Source organism: Kitasatospora sp. NBC_01287, from assembly GCF_026340565.1.
Classification (GTDB): domain Bacteria; phylum Actinomycetota; class Actinomycetes; order Streptomycetales; family Streptomycetaceae; genus Kitasatospora.
The window spans coordinates 2,657,085-2,676,016 of record NZ_JAPEPB010000001.1; the positions used below are offsets into that span (position 1 = coordinate 2,657,085).

The 18,932-nt window shown below is 70.9% G+C and carries 18 protein-coding genes; 2 read left to right on the top strand and 16 right to left on the bottom strand.

Annotated features, from left to right (window positions below; translation table 11 throughout):
* Positions 1-74: 74 nt before the first annotated feature.
* From OG455_RS11010 to OG455_RS11020, 3 genes are all read right to left on the bottom strand, one after another.
* On the bottom strand, positions 75-1,781 hold the full coding sequence (locus OG455_RS11010; protein WP_266292579.1) for a proline--tRNA ligase: 1,707 nt from the start codon (positions 1,779-1,781) through the stop codon (positions 75-77).
* A 201-nt stretch (positions 1,782-1,982) separates the two neighbouring features.
* Entirely contained in the window at positions 1,983-3,512 is a 1,530-nt protein-coding gene (locus tag OG455_RS11015; protein WP_266292581.1) for a UDP-N-acetylglucosamine 1-carboxyvinyltransferase, read from the bottom strand.
* A gap of 89 nt (positions 3,513-3,601) precedes the next feature.
* On the bottom strand, positions 3,602-6,277 hold the full coding sequence (locus OG455_RS11020) for an FHA domain-containing protein (RefSeq protein WP_266292583.1): 2,676 nt from the start codon (positions 6,275-6,277) through the stop codon (positions 3,602-3,604).
* A 345-nt stretch (positions 6,278-6,622) separates the two neighbouring features.
* Here OG455_RS11020 and serB point away from each other — a divergent pair, with 345 nt between their 5' ends.
* Complete coding sequence (gene serB / locus OG455_RS11025) at positions 6,623-7,864, top strand: phosphoserine phosphatase SerB (protein ID WP_266292585.1); 1,242 nt, start codon at positions 6,623-6,625, stop codon at positions 7,862-7,864.
* Between the two features lie 160 nt (positions 7,865-8,024).
* On the opposite strand, the gene OG455_RS11030 is transcribed toward serB, so the two are convergent.
* The 13 genes from OG455_RS11030 to OG455_RS11090 form a co-directional block, all read right to left on the bottom strand.
* Positions 8,025-8,456, bottom strand: a complete 432-nt coding sequence (locus OG455_RS11030; RefSeq protein WP_266292587.1) for a carboxymuconolactone decarboxylase family protein — start codon at positions 8,454-8,456, stop codon at positions 8,025-8,027.
* Positions 8,457-8,517: 61 nt separating this feature from the next.
* Positions 8,518-9,375: a hypothetical protein gene (locus OG455_RS11035; RefSeq protein WP_266292589.1), complete on the bottom strand. Its 858-nt coding sequence runs from the start codon at positions 9,373-9,375 to the stop codon at positions 8,518-8,520.
* A gap of 5 nt (positions 9,376-9,380) precedes the next feature.
* Positions 9,381-10,007, bottom strand: a complete 627-nt coding sequence (locus OG455_RS11040; protein ID WP_266292591.1) for a hypothetical protein — start codon at positions 10,005-10,007, stop codon at positions 9,381-9,383.
* A 300-nt stretch (positions 10,008-10,307) separates the two neighbouring features.
* Positions 10,308-10,619: a YciI family protein gene (locus OG455_RS11045; protein WP_266292593.1), complete on the bottom strand. Its 312-nt coding sequence runs from the start codon at positions 10,617-10,619 to the stop codon at positions 10,308-10,310.
* A 5-nt stretch (positions 10,620-10,624) separates the two neighbouring features.
* On the bottom strand, positions 10,625-11,398 hold the full coding sequence (locus OG455_RS11050) for an AfsA-related hotdog domain-containing protein (protein ID WP_266292595.1): 774 nt from the start codon (positions 11,396-11,398) through the stop codon (positions 10,625-10,627).
* The gene (locus OG455_RS11055) at positions 11,395-11,670 is read right to left on the bottom strand and encodes a phosphopantetheine-binding protein (protein WP_266292597.1); all 276 of its coding nucleotides are present in this window, start codon (positions 11,668-11,670) and stop codon (positions 11,395-11,397) included. The genes OG455_RS11050 and OG455_RS11055 overlap by 4 nt, the downstream gene beginning before the upstream one ends.
* Positions 11,664-12,416, bottom strand: coding sequence for an SDR family NAD(P)-dependent oxidoreductase (locus tag OG455_RS11060; RefSeq protein WP_266292599.1), 753 nt, complete (start codon positions 12,414-12,416; stop codon positions 11,664-11,666). Before OG455_RS11060 ends, OG455_RS11055 begins: the two co-directional genes overlap by 7 nt.
* Positions 12,413-13,762 carry a class I adenylate-forming enzyme family protein gene (locus OG455_RS11065; protein WP_266292601.1) on the bottom strand — a complete coding sequence of 450 codons (1,350 nt, stop codon included), beginning with the start codon at positions 13,760-13,762 and terminating at the stop codon, positions 12,413-12,415. The genes OG455_RS11060 and OG455_RS11065 overlap by 4 nt, the downstream gene beginning before the upstream one ends.
* Before the next feature lie 139 nt (positions 13,763-13,901).
* On the bottom strand, positions 13,902-14,555 hold the full coding sequence (locus OG455_RS11070; RefSeq protein WP_266292603.1) for a 4'-phosphopantetheinyl transferase: 654 nt from the start codon (positions 14,553-14,555) through the stop codon (positions 13,902-13,904).
* Between the two features lie 30 nt (positions 14,556-14,585).
* Positions 14,586-15,590: a DMT family transporter gene (locus OG455_RS11075; RefSeq protein WP_266292605.1), complete on the bottom strand. Its 1,005-nt coding sequence runs from the start codon at positions 15,588-15,590 to the stop codon at positions 14,586-14,588.
* Between the two features lie 52 nt (positions 15,591-15,642).
* Complete coding sequence (locus tag OG455_RS11080) at positions 15,643-16,380, bottom strand: SDR family oxidoreductase (RefSeq protein WP_266292607.1); 738 nt, start codon at positions 16,378-16,380, stop codon at positions 15,643-15,645.
* 205 nt (positions 16,381-16,585) lie between these two features.
* Positions 16,586-17,290 carry an HAD family phosphatase gene (locus OG455_RS11085; RefSeq protein WP_266292608.1) on the bottom strand — a complete coding sequence of 235 codons (705 nt, stop codon included), beginning with the start codon at positions 17,288-17,290 and terminating at the stop codon, positions 16,586-16,588.
* 56 nt (positions 17,291-17,346) lie between these two features.
* Entirely contained in the window at positions 17,347-18,036 is a 690-nt protein-coding gene (locus tag OG455_RS11090) for a LuxR C-terminal-related transcriptional regulator (protein ID WP_266292609.1), read from the bottom strand.
* 254 nt (positions 18,037-18,290) lie between these two features.
* Between OG455_RS11090 and OG455_RS11095 the strand changes: the two genes are divergently transcribed.
* A complete protein-coding gene (locus tag OG455_RS11095) occupies positions 18,291-18,881 on the top strand; it encodes a TetR/AcrR family transcriptional regulator (RefSeq protein ID WP_266292610.1) in 591 nt (196 codons plus the stop codon).
* Positions 18,882-18,932: the final 51 nt, after the last annotated feature.

The window sequence follows — 18,932 nt, forward strand, 5'->3', positions numbered from 1 at the left end:
GATCGTGCTCTTCCAGGCTTCGGCGGCTGCGGGGACAGAGCTGTGACGGTGTCCCGTTCCTGTCCCAAACCGACCTACCGCGCCGCCCCCAGCACCTGCCGCACCCGCTGCGCGGCCTCGGCCACCGGCACCCGTTCCGTCTCGCCCGTGGCCCGCGAGGTCAGCTCGACCACGCCCTCGGCCAGGCCGCGCTTGCCGACCGTGATCCGCAGCGGGATGCCGACCAGCTCGACATCGGCGAACTTCACGCCGAGCCGCTCGTCGCGGTCGTCGACGATCACCTCGACGCCCGCCGCCAGCAGCTGCTGGTAGACCTCCTCGCCCGCCTTCGCCGTCTCCGCGTCCTTCGGCTGGGCGACCACCACCGCCGCGGCGAACGGCGCGATCGACACCGGCCAGGCGATTCCCTTGTCGTCGTGGTGGCACTCGATGGCGGCGGCCATCGCGCGCTCGACGCCGATGCCGTAGCTGCCCATGACCAGGGTGACCGGGGCGCCGGCCGCGTCCTGCACGGTCAGGCCGAAGGCCTGGCTGTACTTCTGACCGAGCTTGAAGATGTGGCCGACCTCGATCGCCTTGCGCACCTGGAGCGGCTCGCCGCAGTGCGCGCAGGGCTCGCCGGCCGCCGCCTCGCGCAGGTCGGCCCACTGCCCGACGGTGATGTCGCGCTCGACGTCCACGCCGCGCAGGTGCACGCCGTCGGTGTTCGCGCCGGTGAACATGGCGCGCCGACCCCGCAGCGACTCGTCCGCCAGGATCGGCAGCGAGGTGACGCCGACCGCGCCGAGGCTGCCCGGCAGGGCGCCCAGGACCGCCTGGATCTCCTCGGGGCGGGCCGGCCGCACCGTACTCGCGCCGGTGGCGTCGATCAGCTTCTGCTCGGCCAGCGCGTGGTCGCCGCGCAGCAGGATCAGGGTGAGGCGCTCGTCCAGCACCTGGACCAGGGTCTTGATCTGGCGCTCCGCCGCCGCGCCGAAGCCCGTCGCCAGGTCGTCGATGGTCCGCACACCGGGGGTGTCGAAGCGCTCGGGGGCGGGCCGGCCGGCCTCGTCCTCGGTCGGCGACAGTCGAGAAGTCGCCTTCTCGATGTTCGCGGCGTAGCCGCAGGCGGGGCAGTGCACGACGAAGTCCTCGCCGACCTCGGCGGGGCACATGAACTCGGTGGAGGTGGAGCCGCCCATCGCACCGCTGGAGGCCTCGACCGGGATCGCGGGGATGCCGAGCCGGGTGAAGATCCGCAGATAGGCGGCGCGGTGCCGCTCGAAGGCGGTGTCCAGCCCCTCGCCGGCCAGGTCGAAGGAGTACGCGTCCTTCATGGTGAACTCGCGGGTCCGCATCAGGCCGGCCTTGGGGCGCGGCTCGTCGCGGAACTTGGTCTGGAACTGGTACCAGATCTGGGGCAGTTGGCGGTAGGAGCTGAGGTCGGCGGCGAGCGTGGAGAAGATCTCCTCGTGCGTCATGCCCAGGGCCAGCTCGGCGCCCCTGCGGTCCTTGAGGCGGAACATCTCCTCGCCCATGGTCTCCCAGCGGCCGCTGCGCTGCCAGACCTCGGCCGGGTGCACGGTGGGGAGCAGGAACTCCTGCGCGCCGATCGCGTCCATCTCCTCGCGGATGATGCCCACCACCTTGGCCCGCACCCGCACCGCGAGCGGCAGCAGCGAGTAGTGACCCGCCATCAGCTGCTTGACGTACCCGGCACGCAGCAGCAGCCGGTGGCTCGGCGCCTCCGCGTCCGCGGGGGTCTCGCGGAGGGTGGGGATGTGCATCTGGGACCAGCGCATGAGCGGTGAACCTTCTCGACGAGGTGCGGCACGACGGGCGACCGCCCTGGTCGGCGGGCCCTGATGAGGACCGAGCGTAGGGCCTGCGGCCGGCGGCGCGGCGCGATTTTCGGGCCGCCCGGCCCAGGACACGGTGAAGGCCCGGCCGGACCGTGGGGAACTCCCCAGGGCCGGCCGGGCCTTCACCGGCGAGCGACGGGCTCAGATGTCGCGGAAGGTCTCGATCCGCGCCCCGACCGAGTTCAGCCGGTCGGCCAGGTCCTCGTAGCCGCGGTTGATCACGTAGACGTTGCGCAGCACCGAGGTGCCCTCGGTGGCCAGCATCGCGAGCAGCACCACCACCGCCGGGCGCAGCGCGGGCGGGCACATCATCTCGGCGGCGCGCCAGCGGGTCGGGCCCTCGACCAGCACCCGGTGCGGGTCCATCAGCTGGACGTTGGCGCCCAGCCGGGTCAGCTCGGTGAGGTAGATGGCCCGGTTGTCGTAGACCCAGTCGTGGATCAGCGTGGAGCCCTGCGCGGTGGCCGCGATGGCGGCGAAGAACGGCACGTTGTCGATGTTGATGCCGGGGAACGGCATCGGGTGGATCTTGTCGATCGGCGCGTGCAGCTTGGACGGGCGGACCGTCAGGTCGACCAGCCGGGTGCGGCCGTTGTCGGCGAAGTACTCGGGGCCGCGGTCGTAGTCGAGGCCCATCTCCTCCAGCACGGCGAGCTCGATCTCCAGGAACTCCACCGGCGCCCGGCGCACCGTCAGCTCGGAGGAGGTCACCACGGCGGCGGCGAGCAGGCTCATCGCCTCCACCGGGTCCTCCGAGGGGGCGTAGTCGACGTCGCAGTCGATCACGGCCTGGCCGTGCACGGTGAGGGTGGTGGTGCCGATGCCCTCGATCTTGACGCCGAGCCGCTCCAGGAAGAAGCAGAGGTCCTGGACCATGTAGTTGGGACTGGCGTTGCGGATCACCGAGACGCCGTCGTGCCGGGCGGCGGCGAGCAGGGCGTTCTCGGTCACGGTGTCGCCGCGCTCGGTCAGCACGATCGGGCGCTCGGGGCCGACCTGGCGGTCGACCTCGGCGTGGTACAGGCCGGTGGTGGCGGTCACCTCCAGGCCGAAGCGGCGCAGCGCGGCCATGTGCGGCTCGACGGTGCGGGTGCCGAGGTCGCAACCGCCGGCGTAGGGCAGCTTGAAGCGGTCCACCCGGTGCATCAGCGGGCCGAGGAACATGATGATCGAGCGGGTGCGGCGGGCCGCCGCCTGGTCCATCGCGTCCAGGTCGAGTTCGGCCGGCGGGGTGATCTCCAGGTCCGCGCCGTCGTTGATCCAGCGGGTCTTCACGCCGATGCTGTTCAGCACCTCCAGCAGGCGGTAGACCTCCTCGATCCGGGCCACCCGGCGCAGCGTGGTGCGGCCGGTGGTGAGCAGCGAGGCGCAGAGCAGCGCGACGCAGGCGTTCTTGCTGGTCTTGACGTCGATGCTGCCGGAGAGCCGGCGACCGCCGACGACCCGCAGGTGCATCGGACCGGCGTAGCCGAGGGAGACGATCTCGCTGTCCAGCGCCTCGCTGATCCGGGCGATCATCTCAAGGCTGATGTTCTGCCCACCGTTCTCGATGCGGTTGACCGCACTCTGGCTGGTCCCGAGCGCGGTGCCGAGCTCGGCCTGTGTCCAGCCGCGGTGCTTGCGGGCGTCACGGATGAGCTTGCCGATACGCGAGAGGTAGTCATCTGCCATGGCGGAGACGATATCTCATGGATGAGATACGAGCGCGGGCGGCGCCCCCGCTCAGGGGTGCCGCCCGCGTTCGCGCTGGTGAGGCCGCGTCAGCCCTTCTGCATGACCTCCGGCTCGTGCCGGCGCAGCAGGCGCAGCACCAGGAAGCCGAGGGCGGCGGAGATGACCACGAGCATGAAGGAGTCGATCGACCACTGGAGCACGCTGTGCTGCCACAGGCCGTCGTGCGCGTTCATGTGCGTCGGGTCGAGCACCATCAGGTGCCCGAGGTCCAGCGTGGTGCCGACCACCGCGACGCCCCAGCGGGCCGGCATCAGCCAGGCGAACTGGGCCAGCCCGGCCTTGTCGAAGAGCTGGAAGAGGCAGCCGGTGAAGACCACCTGGACGATGGCGAACATCACCAGCAGCGGCATGGTCTTCTCGGCGGTCTTCACCAGGGCCGAGATGACCAGGCCGAACATCATCGAGGCGAAGCTCAGCAGGATGATGCCGATCGCCATCTCGATCGCCGGCGCGTTGCTGAAGATCAGGCCGTGCTCGGGCAGCGAGCGGGTGGAGAAGCCGACGGCCGCGATGATCGCGCCCTGCAGCACGCTGAAGATGCCCAGCACGATGATCTTCGACATCAGGTACGCGGACCGGGACAGGCCGGTGGCGCGTTCTCGTTCGTAGATCGCCCGTTCCTTGATCAACTCACGGACCGAGTTGGCCGCGCCCGAGAAGCAGGCTCCGATCGCGAGCACCAGCATGATGGTGCCGGCCGCGTTGTTGGAGCCGCCGGCCGGGTTGGGGCGCAGGCCGTGGGTGGCCGGGACCACGGTGGAGACCACCCCGAGCACCGCGGGCAGCAGCACCGACAGGGCCAGGAAGCCGCGGTCGGAGGCGATCACCGACAGGTAGCGGCGGATCAGCGTCCACAGCTGCGAGCCCCAGCTCTGCGGCTTGGTCGGCTGGATCGGCTGGTGGTTGACCGGGGCCTGCTGCACCGCGACCGCGTCCACGTCGGCCGAGTACTGCTGGAAGTGCACCGAACCGCGGTAGCGGCCGGCCCAGTCGTGCTCGGGGTAGTTCTCGAAGGCCTGGAAGATGTCCGCCCAGGTCTCGTAGCCGAAGAAGTGCAGCGCCTCGTCCGGTGGCCCGAAGTAGGCCACCGAACCGCCCGGCGCCATCACCAGCAGACGGTCGCAGAGGGCGAGTTCGGCCACCGAGTGGGTGACCACCAGGATGGTGCGGCCGTCGTCGGCCAGGCCGCGCAGCATCTGCATGACCTCGCGGTCCATGCCCGGGTCCAGGCCCGAGGTGGGCTCGTCCAGGAAGATCAGCGAGGGCTTGGTGAGCAGCTCCAGGGCGACCGAGACGCGCTTCTGCTGGCCGCCGGAGAGCGCGGTGATCCGGTTGTCGGCGCGCTTGTCCAGGCGCAGCTCGTAGAGCACCTCGTCGATCCGGCGGTTGCGCTCGGCGGCCTCGGTGTCGCCGGGGAAGCGCAGCCGGGCCGCGTACTTGAGGCCGGTGCGGACCGTGAGCTCCTTGTGCAGGATCTCCGACTGCGGCACCAGGCCGATGCGCTGGCGCAGCTCGGCGAACTGCTTGTAGAGGTTGCGGCCGTCGTAGAGCACCTCGCCGCGGTCGGCCGGGCGGTAGCCGGTGAGCGCGCGCAGCAGGGTGGACTTGCCGGAGCCGGAGGGGCCGATCACCGCGATCAGCGACTTCTCCGGGACCCCGAAGCTGACGTCGTTCAGCAGGACCTTCTTGCCGCCCTTGAAGTCGACCTCGACGGTCAGGTGGTGGGCGGAGAAGGAGACCGGGCCGTTGTCGATGAACTCCTGCAGCTGGTCGCCGACCAGCTGGAAGGAGGAGTGGCCGACCGTCAGCCGGTCCTGCGGGCCCAGCAGCTGGCGCTGGGCCGGGATGCCGTTGACGAAGATCCCGTTGTGCGAGCCGAGGTCGACGATCTCGTAGCGGCCGTCGGGCAGCTGGCGCAGCTCCGCGTGGTGGCGGGAGACCTGCAGGTCGGAGACCACGACGTCGTTGTCGAGCGCGCGCCCGATCCGGACCGTGCGCATGCCCGCGGTGAGGTTGCGGATCATCGTGGGGTTGCGCTCACCGGGCGCCGGGGCGTCGGTGAACGGCTGCGGGGCCGGGGCCTGGGCCTGGGCCTGCTGGTACGGCGCCGGCGGCTGGTAGGGCTGGGCCTGCTGGGGGTACTGCGGCGGGTAGGGGTGGGCCTGCTGCTGCGGGAACGGCTGCTGCTGGGCCTGCTGGTGCTGCTGCGGGAACGGCTGGGCCTGCTGTTGCTGCTGGTACTGCTGCGGGAACGGCTGCTGCTGCTGGTAGGGGGCCGGCGCCTGGTAGGGCGCCTGACCGCCGGCGGCGTGCCGGTTGGTCTCGGCCTCGTGCCAGGCCACCGCGGGGGCGGGCTGCGCGGCGACCGGCGCGGCCTGCGCCGGCGTTGCCTGCGCGGGGACGGCGGCGGCCGGGGCCGAGAAGGCCAGCCGCGGCCCGTTCTCGGCGTTGCCCAGGTTCAGCACCGTGCCGGGCAGCAGCTGCGCGTGCAGGGTGCGACCGCCGCCGAGGAAGGTGCCGTTGGTGCTGCCGTGGTCCTCCAGCTGCCAGGCGGCGCCGTTGAAGGAGATGGTGGCGTGCCGCCAGGAGACCCTGGCGTCGTCGAACGGGAAGTCCGCCTGCGGATCCCGCCCGATGGTGTAGGCCCGGCCCGGCTCCAGGGTCCGTTGCTGCCCGTTGATCTCTAGTACGAGTTGCGGCACTGTCCGCCTGCCCCGCTCTCTCGGTCCCCCGATGGCTTCCCCGCGGGCGGGGAGTGAGGAATATCGCGTCTGACGGGGGGTAATCATTCCAGCTCGTGCCCGATGGCGAAAAGTCAGCCCCGGTGACTGTGACCAGGCGGCAACCATCCCACGCCGCCGCGGTGACACCCGCGGTGCCGGGCCCCGCGCGGGCGGGGATCCAGGTGAGAGCGGCGTGCGGACCGGGTGCCGTGTTCGTGCGCGCCAGGTGCCCGGTTCGCGAGTGAACAACGCACGTCCGGCGGACGTCCAGAGGACGGACGCTGCCCGGTGGCCCGGTCCTGGCCAGGTAGCGTGGGCAGCACCATGGACACGACTCCCCCGCAGCCCCGGACCGCCGACGACGAGCGCACTCTGCTGGTCAAGGTGTTCGGCAAGGACCGCCCGGGCATCACCACCGGACTCTTCGCCACCCTGGCCGCCTTCGATGTCGACGTGATCGACATCGAGCAGGTGGTCACCCGTGGCCGGATAACGCTCTGCGCCCTGGTCACCCCGCCGGCCGGCGGGGCGCCCGGCGCCGAGGGCGCGCTGCGCGCCACCGTGCACCGCTGGGCCGAGGAGCTGAGACTCCAGGCCGAGATCATCTCCGGCACCGGTGACAACCGCCCGCGTGCCGAGGGCCGTTCCCATGTCACCGTGCTGGGCCAGCCGCTCACCGCGTCCGCCGTCTCGGCGCTGACCCGACAGGTGACCGCCCAGGGCGGCAACATCGACCGCGTGTTCCGGCTGGCCAAGTACCCGGTGACGGCGGTCGAGCTGGCGGTCTCCGGCGTGGCCACCGAGCGGCTGCGGGCCGCGCTGGCGCTGGAGGCGGCCGTCCAGCGGGTGGACATCGCGGTGGTGTCGGCCGGGCTGGAGCGGCGGGCCAAGCGCCTGGTGGTGATGGACGTGGACTCCACCCTGATCCAGGACGAGGTGATCGAGCTCTTCGCCGCCCACGCGGGCTGCGAGACCGAGGTGGCCGAGGTGACGGCGGCCGCGATGCGCGGCGAGCTGGACTTCGCCGAGTCGCTGCGGGCCCGGGTGAAGCTGCTGGCCGGGCTGGACGCGGGCGTGGTGGAGAAGGTCCGCACCGAGGTCCGGCTCACCCCCGGGGCCCGCACCCTGATCCGCACGCTGCAGCGCCTCGGCTACCAGGTCGGCATCGTCTCGGGCGGGTTCACCCAGGTCACCGACTACCTGGTGGAGTTGCTCGGACTGGACTTCGCGGCGGCCAACACCCTGGAGGTCGAGGACGGCCGGTTCACCGGGCGGGTCACCGGGGAGATCGTCGACCGGGCCGGCAAGGCCCGCTGGCTGGCCCGGTTCGCCGAGCAGGCCCGGGTGCCGCTGGAGCAGACGGTGGCGATCGGCGACGGCGCCAACGACCTGGACATGCTGAACGCGGCCGGGCTCGGGGTGGCCTTCAACGCCAAGCCGGTGGTGCGCGAGGCCGCCGACACGGCGGTCAACGTGCCGTTCCTGGACACCGTGCTCTACCTGCTGGGGATCACCCGCGAAGAGGTCGAGGCGGCGGACGAGCTGCACGGGACGCCGCCGGAGTAACGGCGCGCGCGCATCAGGGCGGAGCGGGGCCGCGGGGTACGCCCCGTGGCCCAGCTCCGCCCTGTGGCACGTCCGCGCGTGACAGGCCAGCCCGTGGCAGGTTCGCCTGTGACAGGCCCACCTGTGACAGAAGGCGACCGCCCGCTCACTGCGCCCTGCCCTAGACGTCGGCCGGCAGCAGCACCCGCTTGGCCACCGGCAGCGCGTTCATCACCCGGGGGATGCCGGCGTAGGCGGTGACGTGGGTGAGCAGCGCGACGATCTCGCTGCGCGGGATGCCCAGGTGCACGGCGGCGCGCAGGTGGGTCTCCAACTGCGCCTCGCAGCCGCCGATCGCGGTGAGCACGGCCAGGGTGGCCAGCTCGCGGGTGCGCAGGTCCAGTTCGGGGCGGCCGACGATCTCGCCGAAGACGTACTCGACCACGCTGTGGCCGAAGCGCTCGTCCAGCGGGGCGATTCCGGCGATCAACTGCTCGGCGTCCAGGCCCAGCTCGCGCATCACGGCGGCGCCGTGCTGCTCGGTGGCGCTGGGCGTGACGGTGGTGGCGGGCGTGGGGGTGGTGGCGGGCGGTGCGGTGGTGACTGTGGTCATCGGGATTCCTGGGTGGTCGGGCCCGGGCGGGGCGGCCTTGCGGGCCGCCCCGCGTCGGGCGTCACTCGGCGGTGGTGACGAACTCCTGGAAGCTCGCCCGCTGCAGCTTCAGCTGGGCGTGGATGTCGCCTCCGAGGCCGTAGAAGCCGATCGCCCCACCGTAGTTCTGCTGGTAGCTCATCCAGAGCAGCACCACGTTGACGATCCGCTCGGGACCGGGCGCGCCCGGCGCGGGGAACGGGTTGGGCAGCTTGGCGTGGTAGTGGCCACGCCCCTGACGGTCCGTCATGAAGACGTTGGGGATGCCCAGCGGGCCCGGGCGGTGCGGCCCGAGCGGGGCCGGCGCCAGGTCGTGGGTGCGCAGCGACATCACCGTGTACATGCTGGACGGGATCAGTCCGGCGAACTCGAAGGTGAACTCGGCGGCGTGCCCGTCGTCGGCCAGCGCGACCTCCATGTCACCCCGGGCCCGCACCCACTGGCCCAGCGTGATCGGCTCGTTGACCCGGCGGCCGTCCTCGGGGCGCAGATCCGGGATCGGCACCTCGTGGAACGGGTAACTGGGGCGCTGGACGCTGTTCGCCTCCGGGGACTGCTCGGGGGCGAAGAGCATCGGGTAGTTGTTGATCGGCAGCGGCAGCGGCAGCGTGTGCAGCACGGTGTCGCGGTCGGCCTGGGTCAGCTGGTCGTTCGAGGGCAGCTCACGCACGATCCGGTACGGCACGTTCTGCCCGTGCGGGGGCATCTCGCTCTGCGCCGAGACGATGGCCCGGCCCCACTCGGTGCGGGTGGTGCCGTCCGGGCCCGGCCGGTTGACCACGCCGATGACGACGAAGTCGCCGTTGGGGTCCATCACCTCGCTGGGCGGATAGGTCGGCCCCTGGGTGGTGAGGCTCAGGTCGTAGCTCTGCTTCTGCATCGGGCTCAGGCCTCGACGCGGGCGAAGGTCTCCAGGAAGAGACCGGCGTCGCCACCCGTGTGGGTGACGATGTAGTTGTCCCGCGCCTGGACCAGGATGGCCTCGTACTCGGGGGTGCGGAAGACCGCGTTGTGCACCTCGGGCGAGCCGTTGAAGCCGGCCACGAAGAGCACGCCGGGCTCGGTGCTCATCAGCGAGTGGTAGGCCAGGAAGATCTCCGACTCGTCGGCGGCCCGGACCGTCTCGAAGATGGTTCGCTCGCGCCACGCCCGGTAGTCGGCTATCACCGGCGGCTTGACCTCGACGCGGCGCAGCTGCACGTAGGTGGTGTCCGGCAGTTCGAGCTCGGTGGGCTTGGGCGCCTCGACGAACTCCTGGAGCTGGCGGCGGAAGTCGCCGGCCAGGAAGGGGGCGAGGGTGTCCCAGAGCGCGGCCCACTCGTTGCGCAGCGCCGGCAGCTCGGCCAGGCCCTTGAGGGCGCGCAGTTCGAGCAGCGTGTCGCGGTCCAGCGAGCGGTAGAGCTGGGCGGTGGCGCCGGCGTCGATGTTCAGCTGCTGCCAGGCCTTGACGGCCTGCTCGGCGGACTGCTTCTCGACGGCGACCTGGGTGACCAGCAGGAGTTGCGTGGACATGGAGGTGACTTCCTTTCCAGGATGGAGAGTTGGCGTGACCAGAGGCGCAGGGGTCAGGGTGCGCAGCGGTCAGGCGGCGCAGGGGCCAGGGTGCGCGGCGGTCAGGGTGCGCGGCGGTCAGGCGGCGGGTCTCAGACCTAGGTCTCAGACGCGAGTACCGGACACGGGTCTCAGAATTAAGTCTCAGACTCGGATCTCAGACGTAAGTCTCAGACGCAGGTATCAGACGCAGGTATCAGACTTGGATCTCAGATTTGGATCTCAGACGTGAGCATCAGACAAACGTCTCAGACGTAGGTCTCAGACCGCAGGGCTCTGCGGCAGCTGCACCGGGGCGTTGGCGGACTGGCGGAACAAGTGGATCCGCACCTCCTGCCAGACCCCGCCGCGGCGGAACGGGTCGGCCTCGACCCAGCGTTCGGCGGCGGCCCGGTCGGGCGCGTCGATGATGAAGAGGCTGCCGACACCGCTCTCGCCGTCGTCGGCCAGCAGCGGGCCGTAGACCAGCGGGGCGGGCCGGGCGGTCTTCAGGTGCGCCGAGTGCTCGGCGCCCAGCGCCTTGCGCTGCTCGGTGACGTCGGCGCCGTCCAGGCAGTGGATGGTCCAGAACAACGGGCTCACGCCCCTTCGGCGAAGGCCAGCACCGGCTGCTGCCGGTAGCGGTCAGTGGTGTCGCGCAGCGCCTGGCGGGCCGCCATGGTCTCCTGCTTGACGGCGAACAGCTCGGGGATCACCCGGATCTCGGCCTCGAAGCGGGCCGCGACCCGGCCCAGCTGCCAGACCTCGACGTTGAAGGAGATGCTCTCGCCGACCGGTCCGGGCTTGCGCTCGAGCAGCTGGTACTCCAGGTCGGCCGGCAGCGGGAAGACGAAGTTCTCGAAGACCGAGCGGAAGCCGCTGATCACGAACCGGGTGCGCGGCTCGGCCTCGATCAGGTACTGCTCGGTGACGGCGGTCCAGGTCTGCCGGGCCGCCTCCAGCAGGGTGACGGCCGGGATGTGCAGACCGGTCAGGTGGTCCTCCAACACCTCGACGTGCTGGTCGAGCACCAGCGGCACCCGGTAGCGGCCCTCGCCGAGCTCCTCGACCTCGCCGATCAGCACGTTCTTCTCGAAGACCTTGTGGGTGACCGAGCGCTCGACCGGCAGCGGCACCTGGCCCTGGGAGATCGTCAGCGCCCCGTAGGCGGACTCGGCCAGCCGGTCCAGCTCGACCAACTGCTCACCGGTCAGGCCCTGGCCGACGGTGACCCGCAGCGGCTCGCCGGGCGGCTCGGTGCGCAGCCGCTCCAGCAGGACCGAGGCGGCGATGGTGCCCGGCAGCGCGAGGAACTCCTCGAACCGGTCACCGACCACCAGCAGCGGCTTGCCCGGCGCGACCGGCGCGCTCATGCCGCCACCGGCGCGGCACTCGCCGCGACGTAGGCCGCGGCCAGCTCGCCCACGGTGCGCACGTCGGAGACCACCAGGTCGCCCTCGGCGAACGGGTCGACACCGAGGTCCAACTCCAGCTGGATGATCAGTCTCGCCAGCAGCAGCGAGCTCAGGCCCACCGCGTTCAGCGGCTCGGCCCCGGTGATCTCCCCGTGCTCGATGCCGGCCTCGGCCAGCAGGTCGATGATCTGCTCGCGGACCGCGGTCAGAGCGGTGGCGTTGTCTAGCATGTGATTCCTCCGTCGACGACGATGGTCTGGCCGGTGATGAACGAGGCCTTGGACGAGATGATGAACTGGACGGTGTCGGCGATCTCCTCGATGTCCGCCAACCTCCCCAGCGGGGTGCGCTTCTGGATCCGGTCCCGGTTCTGGTCGGTGACCTCGGTGGTCATGTCGCTGTCGAAGAAGCCGGGGATCACCGAGTTGACCCGGATGTTCAGCGGGCCCAGTTCGCGGGCCAGGCTGCGGCTGAAGCCGTCCAGGCCGGCCTTGGTGGCCGAGTAGACCGCCACACCGCGGAAGCCGCGGATGGCGTTGATCGAGGAGACGTTGACGATCTGTCCGCTGTTGTTGGTGCTCATCACCCTGGCGCAGGCCTGCGCCAGGGCGATCGGGGCGCTGAGGTTGTTGTTGATCAGCGCGTCCATCTGGCGCGCCGACGTGGTCAGGAAGAGCTCCTGGCGGTTGAGCACCGCGGCGTTGTTGACCAGCAGGTCGATCCCGCCGAACCGGCGGGCCACCGCGGCCACGTACTTGCGCAGCGCCACCCGGTCGCCCAGGTCCAGCGACTCCCAGAGGAAGTCGTCGGGGTACTTGGTCTGCAACTGCTCGACCTGCTCGTTGCTGCTGCGGCTGAAGGTCGCCACCTTCCAGCCCTCGCCGAGCAGCCGCTCGGCCAGCACCCGGCCCAGGCCCCGGCTGCCGCCGCTGATCACGGCGACCTGGCCGGGCAGCGGCTCCGCGGGCCGGCTCACGCCAGGCTCCGGATCTTCTTGTACCGGTCGGAGTGCTGGGCGGCCTCGGAGACCACGACCAGCGCCGGCACCTTGAAGCCCTCCAGCTTGGTGCGGCAGTGCTCACGCACCCGGCGCTGCACCGCGCGGACGTCCTCGTCGACGTCCGGGGCGAGCAGCACGGTGGCCTTGACGATCATGCCGGTGACGTGGCTGGGGTGCCCGCTCACGGTGGCCTCGGCGATGCCCGGGACCTCCAGGACGACGCTCTCCACCTCGCTCGGGTAGACCTTCTCGCCGCCGACGTTGATGATCTCCGAGCGGCGGCCGAGGATCTTGACCCACTCGCCGTCGGTCTCCACCACGTCCTGGGTGTTGAAGAAGCCGTCCTCGTCGAACGGCGCCTCGGCGTTGAGGTAGCCGAGCATCGCCATCTCCGAGCGGATCCACAGCACGCTGTCGACGATCTTGTGCTCGAAGCCGGCCGCGCCGAGCTTGACCCACAGGGTGTCGTCGCCGCGCGACTTGGTGGGCAGGATGCCCAACTCGGAGAGGCCGTAGGTCTGCTTGAAGCGGACCGCGGGCAGCGCCTCGGCCAGCCGCTTGAGGGTGCGGATCGGCATCGGCTCGGTGCCGTAGGTGACCAGTTGCAGCGCCGAGCAGTCGTGCCGCTCCAGGACGCCGGAGATCAGCACCATGTTGAGGAAGGTCGGGGTGGTGGGCAGGACCTCGACCCGGTGGCGGGCGATCGCCTCGAAGATGGTCTCGGGGGTGCGGTCGGCGACCGTGATCACGGTGCCGCCCTGGACCAGCGTGTGCAGCAGGGTGTTGATGCCGCCGATGTGGTCCAGGCTGAGGAACGAGAGGATGCGGCGCGGCTTGCCGCCGGGCGCGTAGCGGCCGAGCACCTTGCTGAAGTCGAGCACCGAGGCCTTGCTGCGCCCAGTCGTACCCGAGCTGAACAGCACCAGACCGGGGTGACCGGTCTCGCGCAGCTGCCCGTAGAGCTCGTGCTCGGCCCGCTGCCCGGTGCGCGAGAGCTCGCGGCCCCCGCTGCCGTCGGCGGTGATCACGGTCTCGACCTGGGCGACGTCCAGGAACTCGGCGCGCTTGGCCGCGGGCAGCACGGTCAGCGGCACGACGACGACCCCGCGCTCGATCAGCGCGAGCAGGCCGGCGCAGAGCTGCGGCGAGTAGGCACCCTCCAGAGTGACCACCTCGCCCGCCCGCACCTCGTGCTCGTCGAGGAAGCGGCGCCAGTCGGCGGCCAGTTCGGCCAGCTCCTGGTAGGTGTAGGTCCGGTCGTGGAAGACCACGGCCTCGTCGGTACCGAAGTCCGACAGTTTCTCGATTATGGATCCGGTCATCACTGCTCTCCCGCAGAACGTATGGAATGTGCGTTCTGAAACAAATGCTAGGCAGATCTTCACGAGGTCTCAACGGGCCTTTTCCGCTACCCCGTTGCGGCTAGCCGGACGGCCATACCCGACTGCTTCCCGGCCGCTTTCAGGCGACCCGGAAAGCCGCCGTCGCAATGGTTTCCCCGGTGGCCGTCCAGCGGCCCTGGAATTCCCGCACCGGCGCGCTTTCGAGCCGTGGCGGATCGACCAGCAGAACCGCCCGGAAATGCCCGTCCAAGGACACCTCCAGCCGTGCGTCGTGGAAGCCGAGCCAACGCCCGGTCAACGGGTACCAGGCCTTGTAGACAGCCTCCTTGGCGCTGAACAGCACGGTCGGCCAGTGCGTCTGCGGCGCCAGCCGCGCCAGTCGCGCCACCGCCGCGCGCTCGGCGGGCAGCAGCACCCTGGGAAGCAGCTCGGGCGGCAGCGCCCGGTGCTCCTCGGCGTCGATGCCGAGCAGCGGGACCTGGGCCGACCTGGCCACCGCGGCCGCCCGGTAGCCCCGGCAGTGGGTGATGCTGCCGACCACGCCGGCCGGCCAGAGCGGTTCACCGCGCGGGCCGGCCGGTATCGCCCGCCCGGGCAGGCCCAGGCCGGCGAGCGCCTGGCGCGCGCAGTGCCGCCCGGTGGTGAACTCCCGGCGCCGCTCGTCCACCGCGTGCCGAAGGCAGCCCTCCTCCGCGGGGAGGAGGGCTGCCTTCACGGAATCACGGGTGGTCCAGACGCAGGCGACGGAGTCCGGCAGGAGTTGCTCGATCACGGGTCGCCTCCCGCGGCGTCCTGGGCCGGGTCAGACCTTCTGGGCCACCGGCGCGGCGGCCCCGCCGGCCGGAGCGGCGGGCGAACCCGCGGCCGGGACGGTGGCCGGAACCACCGCGGCCGGCTCGCCCTTGAACTTGGCCAGCAGCTTGCGGTGCGTCCCCGAGGAGATCACCACACCGGACATCACGACGACACCGGCGGCCACCTGCAGCAGGGTGACCTGCTGGCCGAGGATGAAGGAGACCAGCACGGTGAAGACCGGCACCAGGTGGAAGAAGACCGCGGTGTCGGCGACGCCGATCCGGGCGATCCCCTGGCTCCAGAAGACGTACGCCAGCACCGAGCCGAGCGCGCCCATGAAGACCAGCGCGCCGTAGACCTGCCAGGGCAGGTGGGCCAGCACGGTCACGGTCGGACGCGGGGTGACCGCGGCCGCCACCACCCACAGCGGCACGAAGCCGATGATGGTGGTCATACCCGTGGTGATGATCGGCGTGCTGTTCTTCACGTGGCGCTTCTGCAGGACCGCGTAGAACGCGAAGCAGATGTTCGCCACCAGGCAGCAGATGTCACCGATATTGGGCGCCTGCAGCCGCTGCACCGAACCGGTCAGAATCAGCGCGGCCACACCGGCGAAACTGATCGAGGTACCCAGCTTGTGATTTCCGCTGATCTTCTCCTTGAAGAAGACGGCGGCGATCAGCGCGGTCACCAGCGGATTGGTCGCCTGGATCAGCGAACCGTTCGTGGGCGAGGTGAACCGCATGCCCAGGAAGAAGAAGGTGTTGAAGCCGAAGACGCCGAGCAGCGCCAGGACGGTGAAGATCCCCTTGTTCTGCTTGAGGACCGTCTTCACCTTCCCCGCCTGCGGGACGAGGATCAGCGAGATGACCACGGCGGCCAGGGTGAACCGCAGCGCCGCGCTGGCCGGTGCCGAGAGGTAGCGCACCGAGTACTTGGCGAGGTTGAACGTCGCGCCCCAGAAGAACGCGGACAGGGTCAGCAGCGGGTAGATGCTGCGAGTTTTCTTCATGCCGATCTCCGGTGAGAAGGAGCGAGCTTGGGATGCGGGAGCCGGCGGGGCGTCAGGCCCAGAGCCACGCGTCGAGCTCGATCGTGGAGGGGTGTGCGCGGCCCGAGCTGTTCAGGATCGCCATCGTGGCGTCAACGACGTCATCGGCGCTGAGCATCCTGGCGCGCTGCTCGGGGGTGTAGTCGATGTGGGGCAGCATGTTGTCCCGGAAGCCGGTGTCGACCTTGTCCAGCACGATGCTGGAGACCTTGACGCCCCACGGGCGGGCCTCCTCGATCAGGCACTTGGTCAGGCCCTCGATGCCGAACTTCGACACCGCGTAGGCGAACATCGCGCCGGCCGGGGCGCCGCGCTTGCCCCAGATCGAGGACATGTTGACGATGGTTCCGGTGCCGGCGTCCTTCATGTGCGGCAGCACGGCGCGGGACATCAGGAAGTAGCCGGTGAGGTTGGTGCGCAGGGTGCGCTCCCAGATCTCCAGGTCGGTGGTGAGGACACCGCCGAAGTAGGCGACGCCGGCCACGTTCAGCAGGTCGTCGATCTTGCCGAAGCGGGCGACGGCGGCGGCCACCGCCGCGTCCACGGCCTCGACGTCGGCGACGTCGTGGCTCGCGGTGATCACCTGGTCCTCGGTCCAGCCCGCCTCGGCCACGGCCTTGGCCAGACCCTCGCCCTCGTTGGAGTGGAGGATCAGCGCGTGGCCGGCGTCGGCCAGCCGGTGGGCCAGTGCCAGGCCGATGCCGCGGTCGGCGCCGGTGATCAGCGAGACCCGGCGGTTCTCTGCACTCATGGTGTCTCCTTGGTGTGGGTGCTGCTCTCTCGGTGTGGGTGGTGCTGTGGTGGTGCTGTGGTGGTGCGTCAAGTGGCTCTGTGGTGGCGCGCCGCACAACGCTGTGACGGCTCGTCAGGTGGCTCTGCGGTGGTGGCCTGCGGTAGCGGCCTGCGGTACTGCTCCGCTGCGGTGCTCCGCGGCGGTGCCGCCTCAGGCGGCACTCTCAGCCGCGGCCGGCCAGCTCGGGCAGCGGGCCCGGCTCGGCGGAGAGCAGCGGCCAGCCGTGCTCGGCGGCCTGGGCCAGCAGCACCGGGTCCTGGCCGACCACGTGCGGGCGGCCGACCTGCTGGAGCATGTCGAGGTCGCTGGCGTGGTCGCCGTAGCAGTAGCAGTGAGCGGCGGTCAGACCCAGCCGGGCCACCGTCTCCTGCACCGCCAGCGCCTTGTTGGAGCCGATCATCGGACGGACCACCTCGCCGGTGAGCCGGCCGTCCGAGCCGACCAGCGGCTCGCTGCCGAGCACCAGGTCCGCGCCCAACTCCCCCGCCAGCGGCTCCAGGCAGGCCCGGAACGAACCGGAGACGAAGACCACCGGGTCCCCGGTCAGCCGGTGCGCGGCGATCGCGTCGAGCGTCGCGCCGACGAAGGCGTCGGGGCGCCGCCGGTAGACGGCGTACCACTGGCGGCCCTGCTCCAGCAGCTCCTCGTACGGCACTCCGGCGAAGCCGCGGTAGTAGGCCCGGTTGACCTCGGAGCGGTGTCGCCCGGCCGCCGCGATCGCGTGCAGCCGCCCGGCCGCCTCCTGGTAGGCCTGCGGGCCGCCGCCGGTGTACTCGGTCCAGTGCCGCAGGAAGTCGAACATGCTCTTGACCGTGATGACGGTCTCGTCGACGTCGAAGAACGCCGCCCGTCGGGACCCGCCTGCCATGGCTCACTCACTCCTTCTCGTGAAGCTTCCTCGCGGCCCGCTGAACTGACACTGCGTCAGCTCGCCGCTTCCAGGCACTGCTCGTAAAGGCCCTCGCGCAGCGCCCGGGTGACCGCGCAGGTCCGGTTGGGGGAGTCGAGCTTGGCCAGGATGTTGGCCACCAGCCGCTTGGCGCCGTGCTCGGAGATCCCCAGCCGCCGGGCGATCTGCTTGTTGCTCAGCCCGTCCACCAGCAGCGGGAGCACCTCCTGCTCACGCGGCGTCAGGCGGGGCAGGGTCCGCTCCTGGACCGGCGCCCAGCCCGGCGTCAGCAGTCGCTGGGCCAGCGCGGACGGGATCGGCACCTCGCCGGCGGCGATCCGCTCCAGGCACTCGCGCACCGCGCGCGGCGTCAACTCCGCGGCGTCCAGCACCCCGGCGCTGCGCACGCTGGTGACCTTGGCCAGGTCGGCCTGGGCCACGTCCTCGACCAGCAGCAGCACCCGCGGCCCGGCGGCACCCGCCGCGGCGAGCGCGGCCACCACCGCGCGGTCGAGCTCGGCGAGCGCCACCACCACCAGGTCCGCAGCCAGTCGCCCGGCCGCCGCGATCGCCCCCGCGGCGTTCGCGGTAGTGGTCAACTCTCCAACGAAACCTGATGAGTTGAGCACGCGCTCGAACTCGAACCGACGCAGCTCACTGCCCAGGCCGAGCACCAGGCGGACGGGCGCGGTGGCCCCCTTCGGATTTTCCTCACTGTTCAGCACGACGACCATCCCCTCGATCACGCCGCCCGACCGGGCGCGTGCGGCCCTCGGTCCGAGGACATGCCCATGATGGCACAAGTAGAATACCTTCAGGGAGGTTTTTTCTCTGAGAACTCCGCCGCGGAGCGTGATCACGGCCGCCAACTGGGTCGATGCATCGTCAACTACCAGGAAACTCGCAGCAGTTCGACGGATCGCGGAACCTACCTTCTGTCAGGTATGTTCTCTACCCTGGAGGGAGGAGGCACGAGACGATGAAGCAGCAGCGCGCTTTGCGCACCTACCAGCAGACCCTGGACGCGGCGTCGCAGGAGTTCATCCAGCAGGGCTACGCCCGCGCCACCATGGCCGGCGTGATGGCCCGCACCGAGCTCACCAAGGGCGCGCTGTACGGGCACTTCCGCTCCAAGGAGGCCGTGGCCGCCGCCCTGGTGGCACACGGCGCCGAGGCCTGCGCCCAGGTGCTCGCGGAGGCCGCCGCGGGCGCCGACGACGCGGTGGCCGCCCTGCTGACGGCCGCCCTGACCCTCAGCAGGCGCCTGCGGAGCGACCCGAGAGTGCGTGCCGCGCTCCGGCTGGCCACTGAGCCGGCCGCCGAAGTACCGGGCGGCGCAGCCCTGCTGGCGAGCATCCACGGCTTCCTGCTGGAGCACGCCGGGCACGCCAGGCGGGCCGGCCGGCTGCCGGCCGAGCACACCCCGGCAACCGTCGCCGACCTGCTGCTGGCGGTGCTGCTGGGCTACGAGCAGCTGCCGGGGAGCACCAAGCCCGCCGAGTCGGACGCCGACCTGGACGAGGCCTGGCGCCTGCTGGCCCGCGCCCTGCTGCTCACCGGGCCCGACTGACGCGGCGGCCGCCGACCAAGCCCAGGACCCGCTGGACGCAGAGCAATTGAC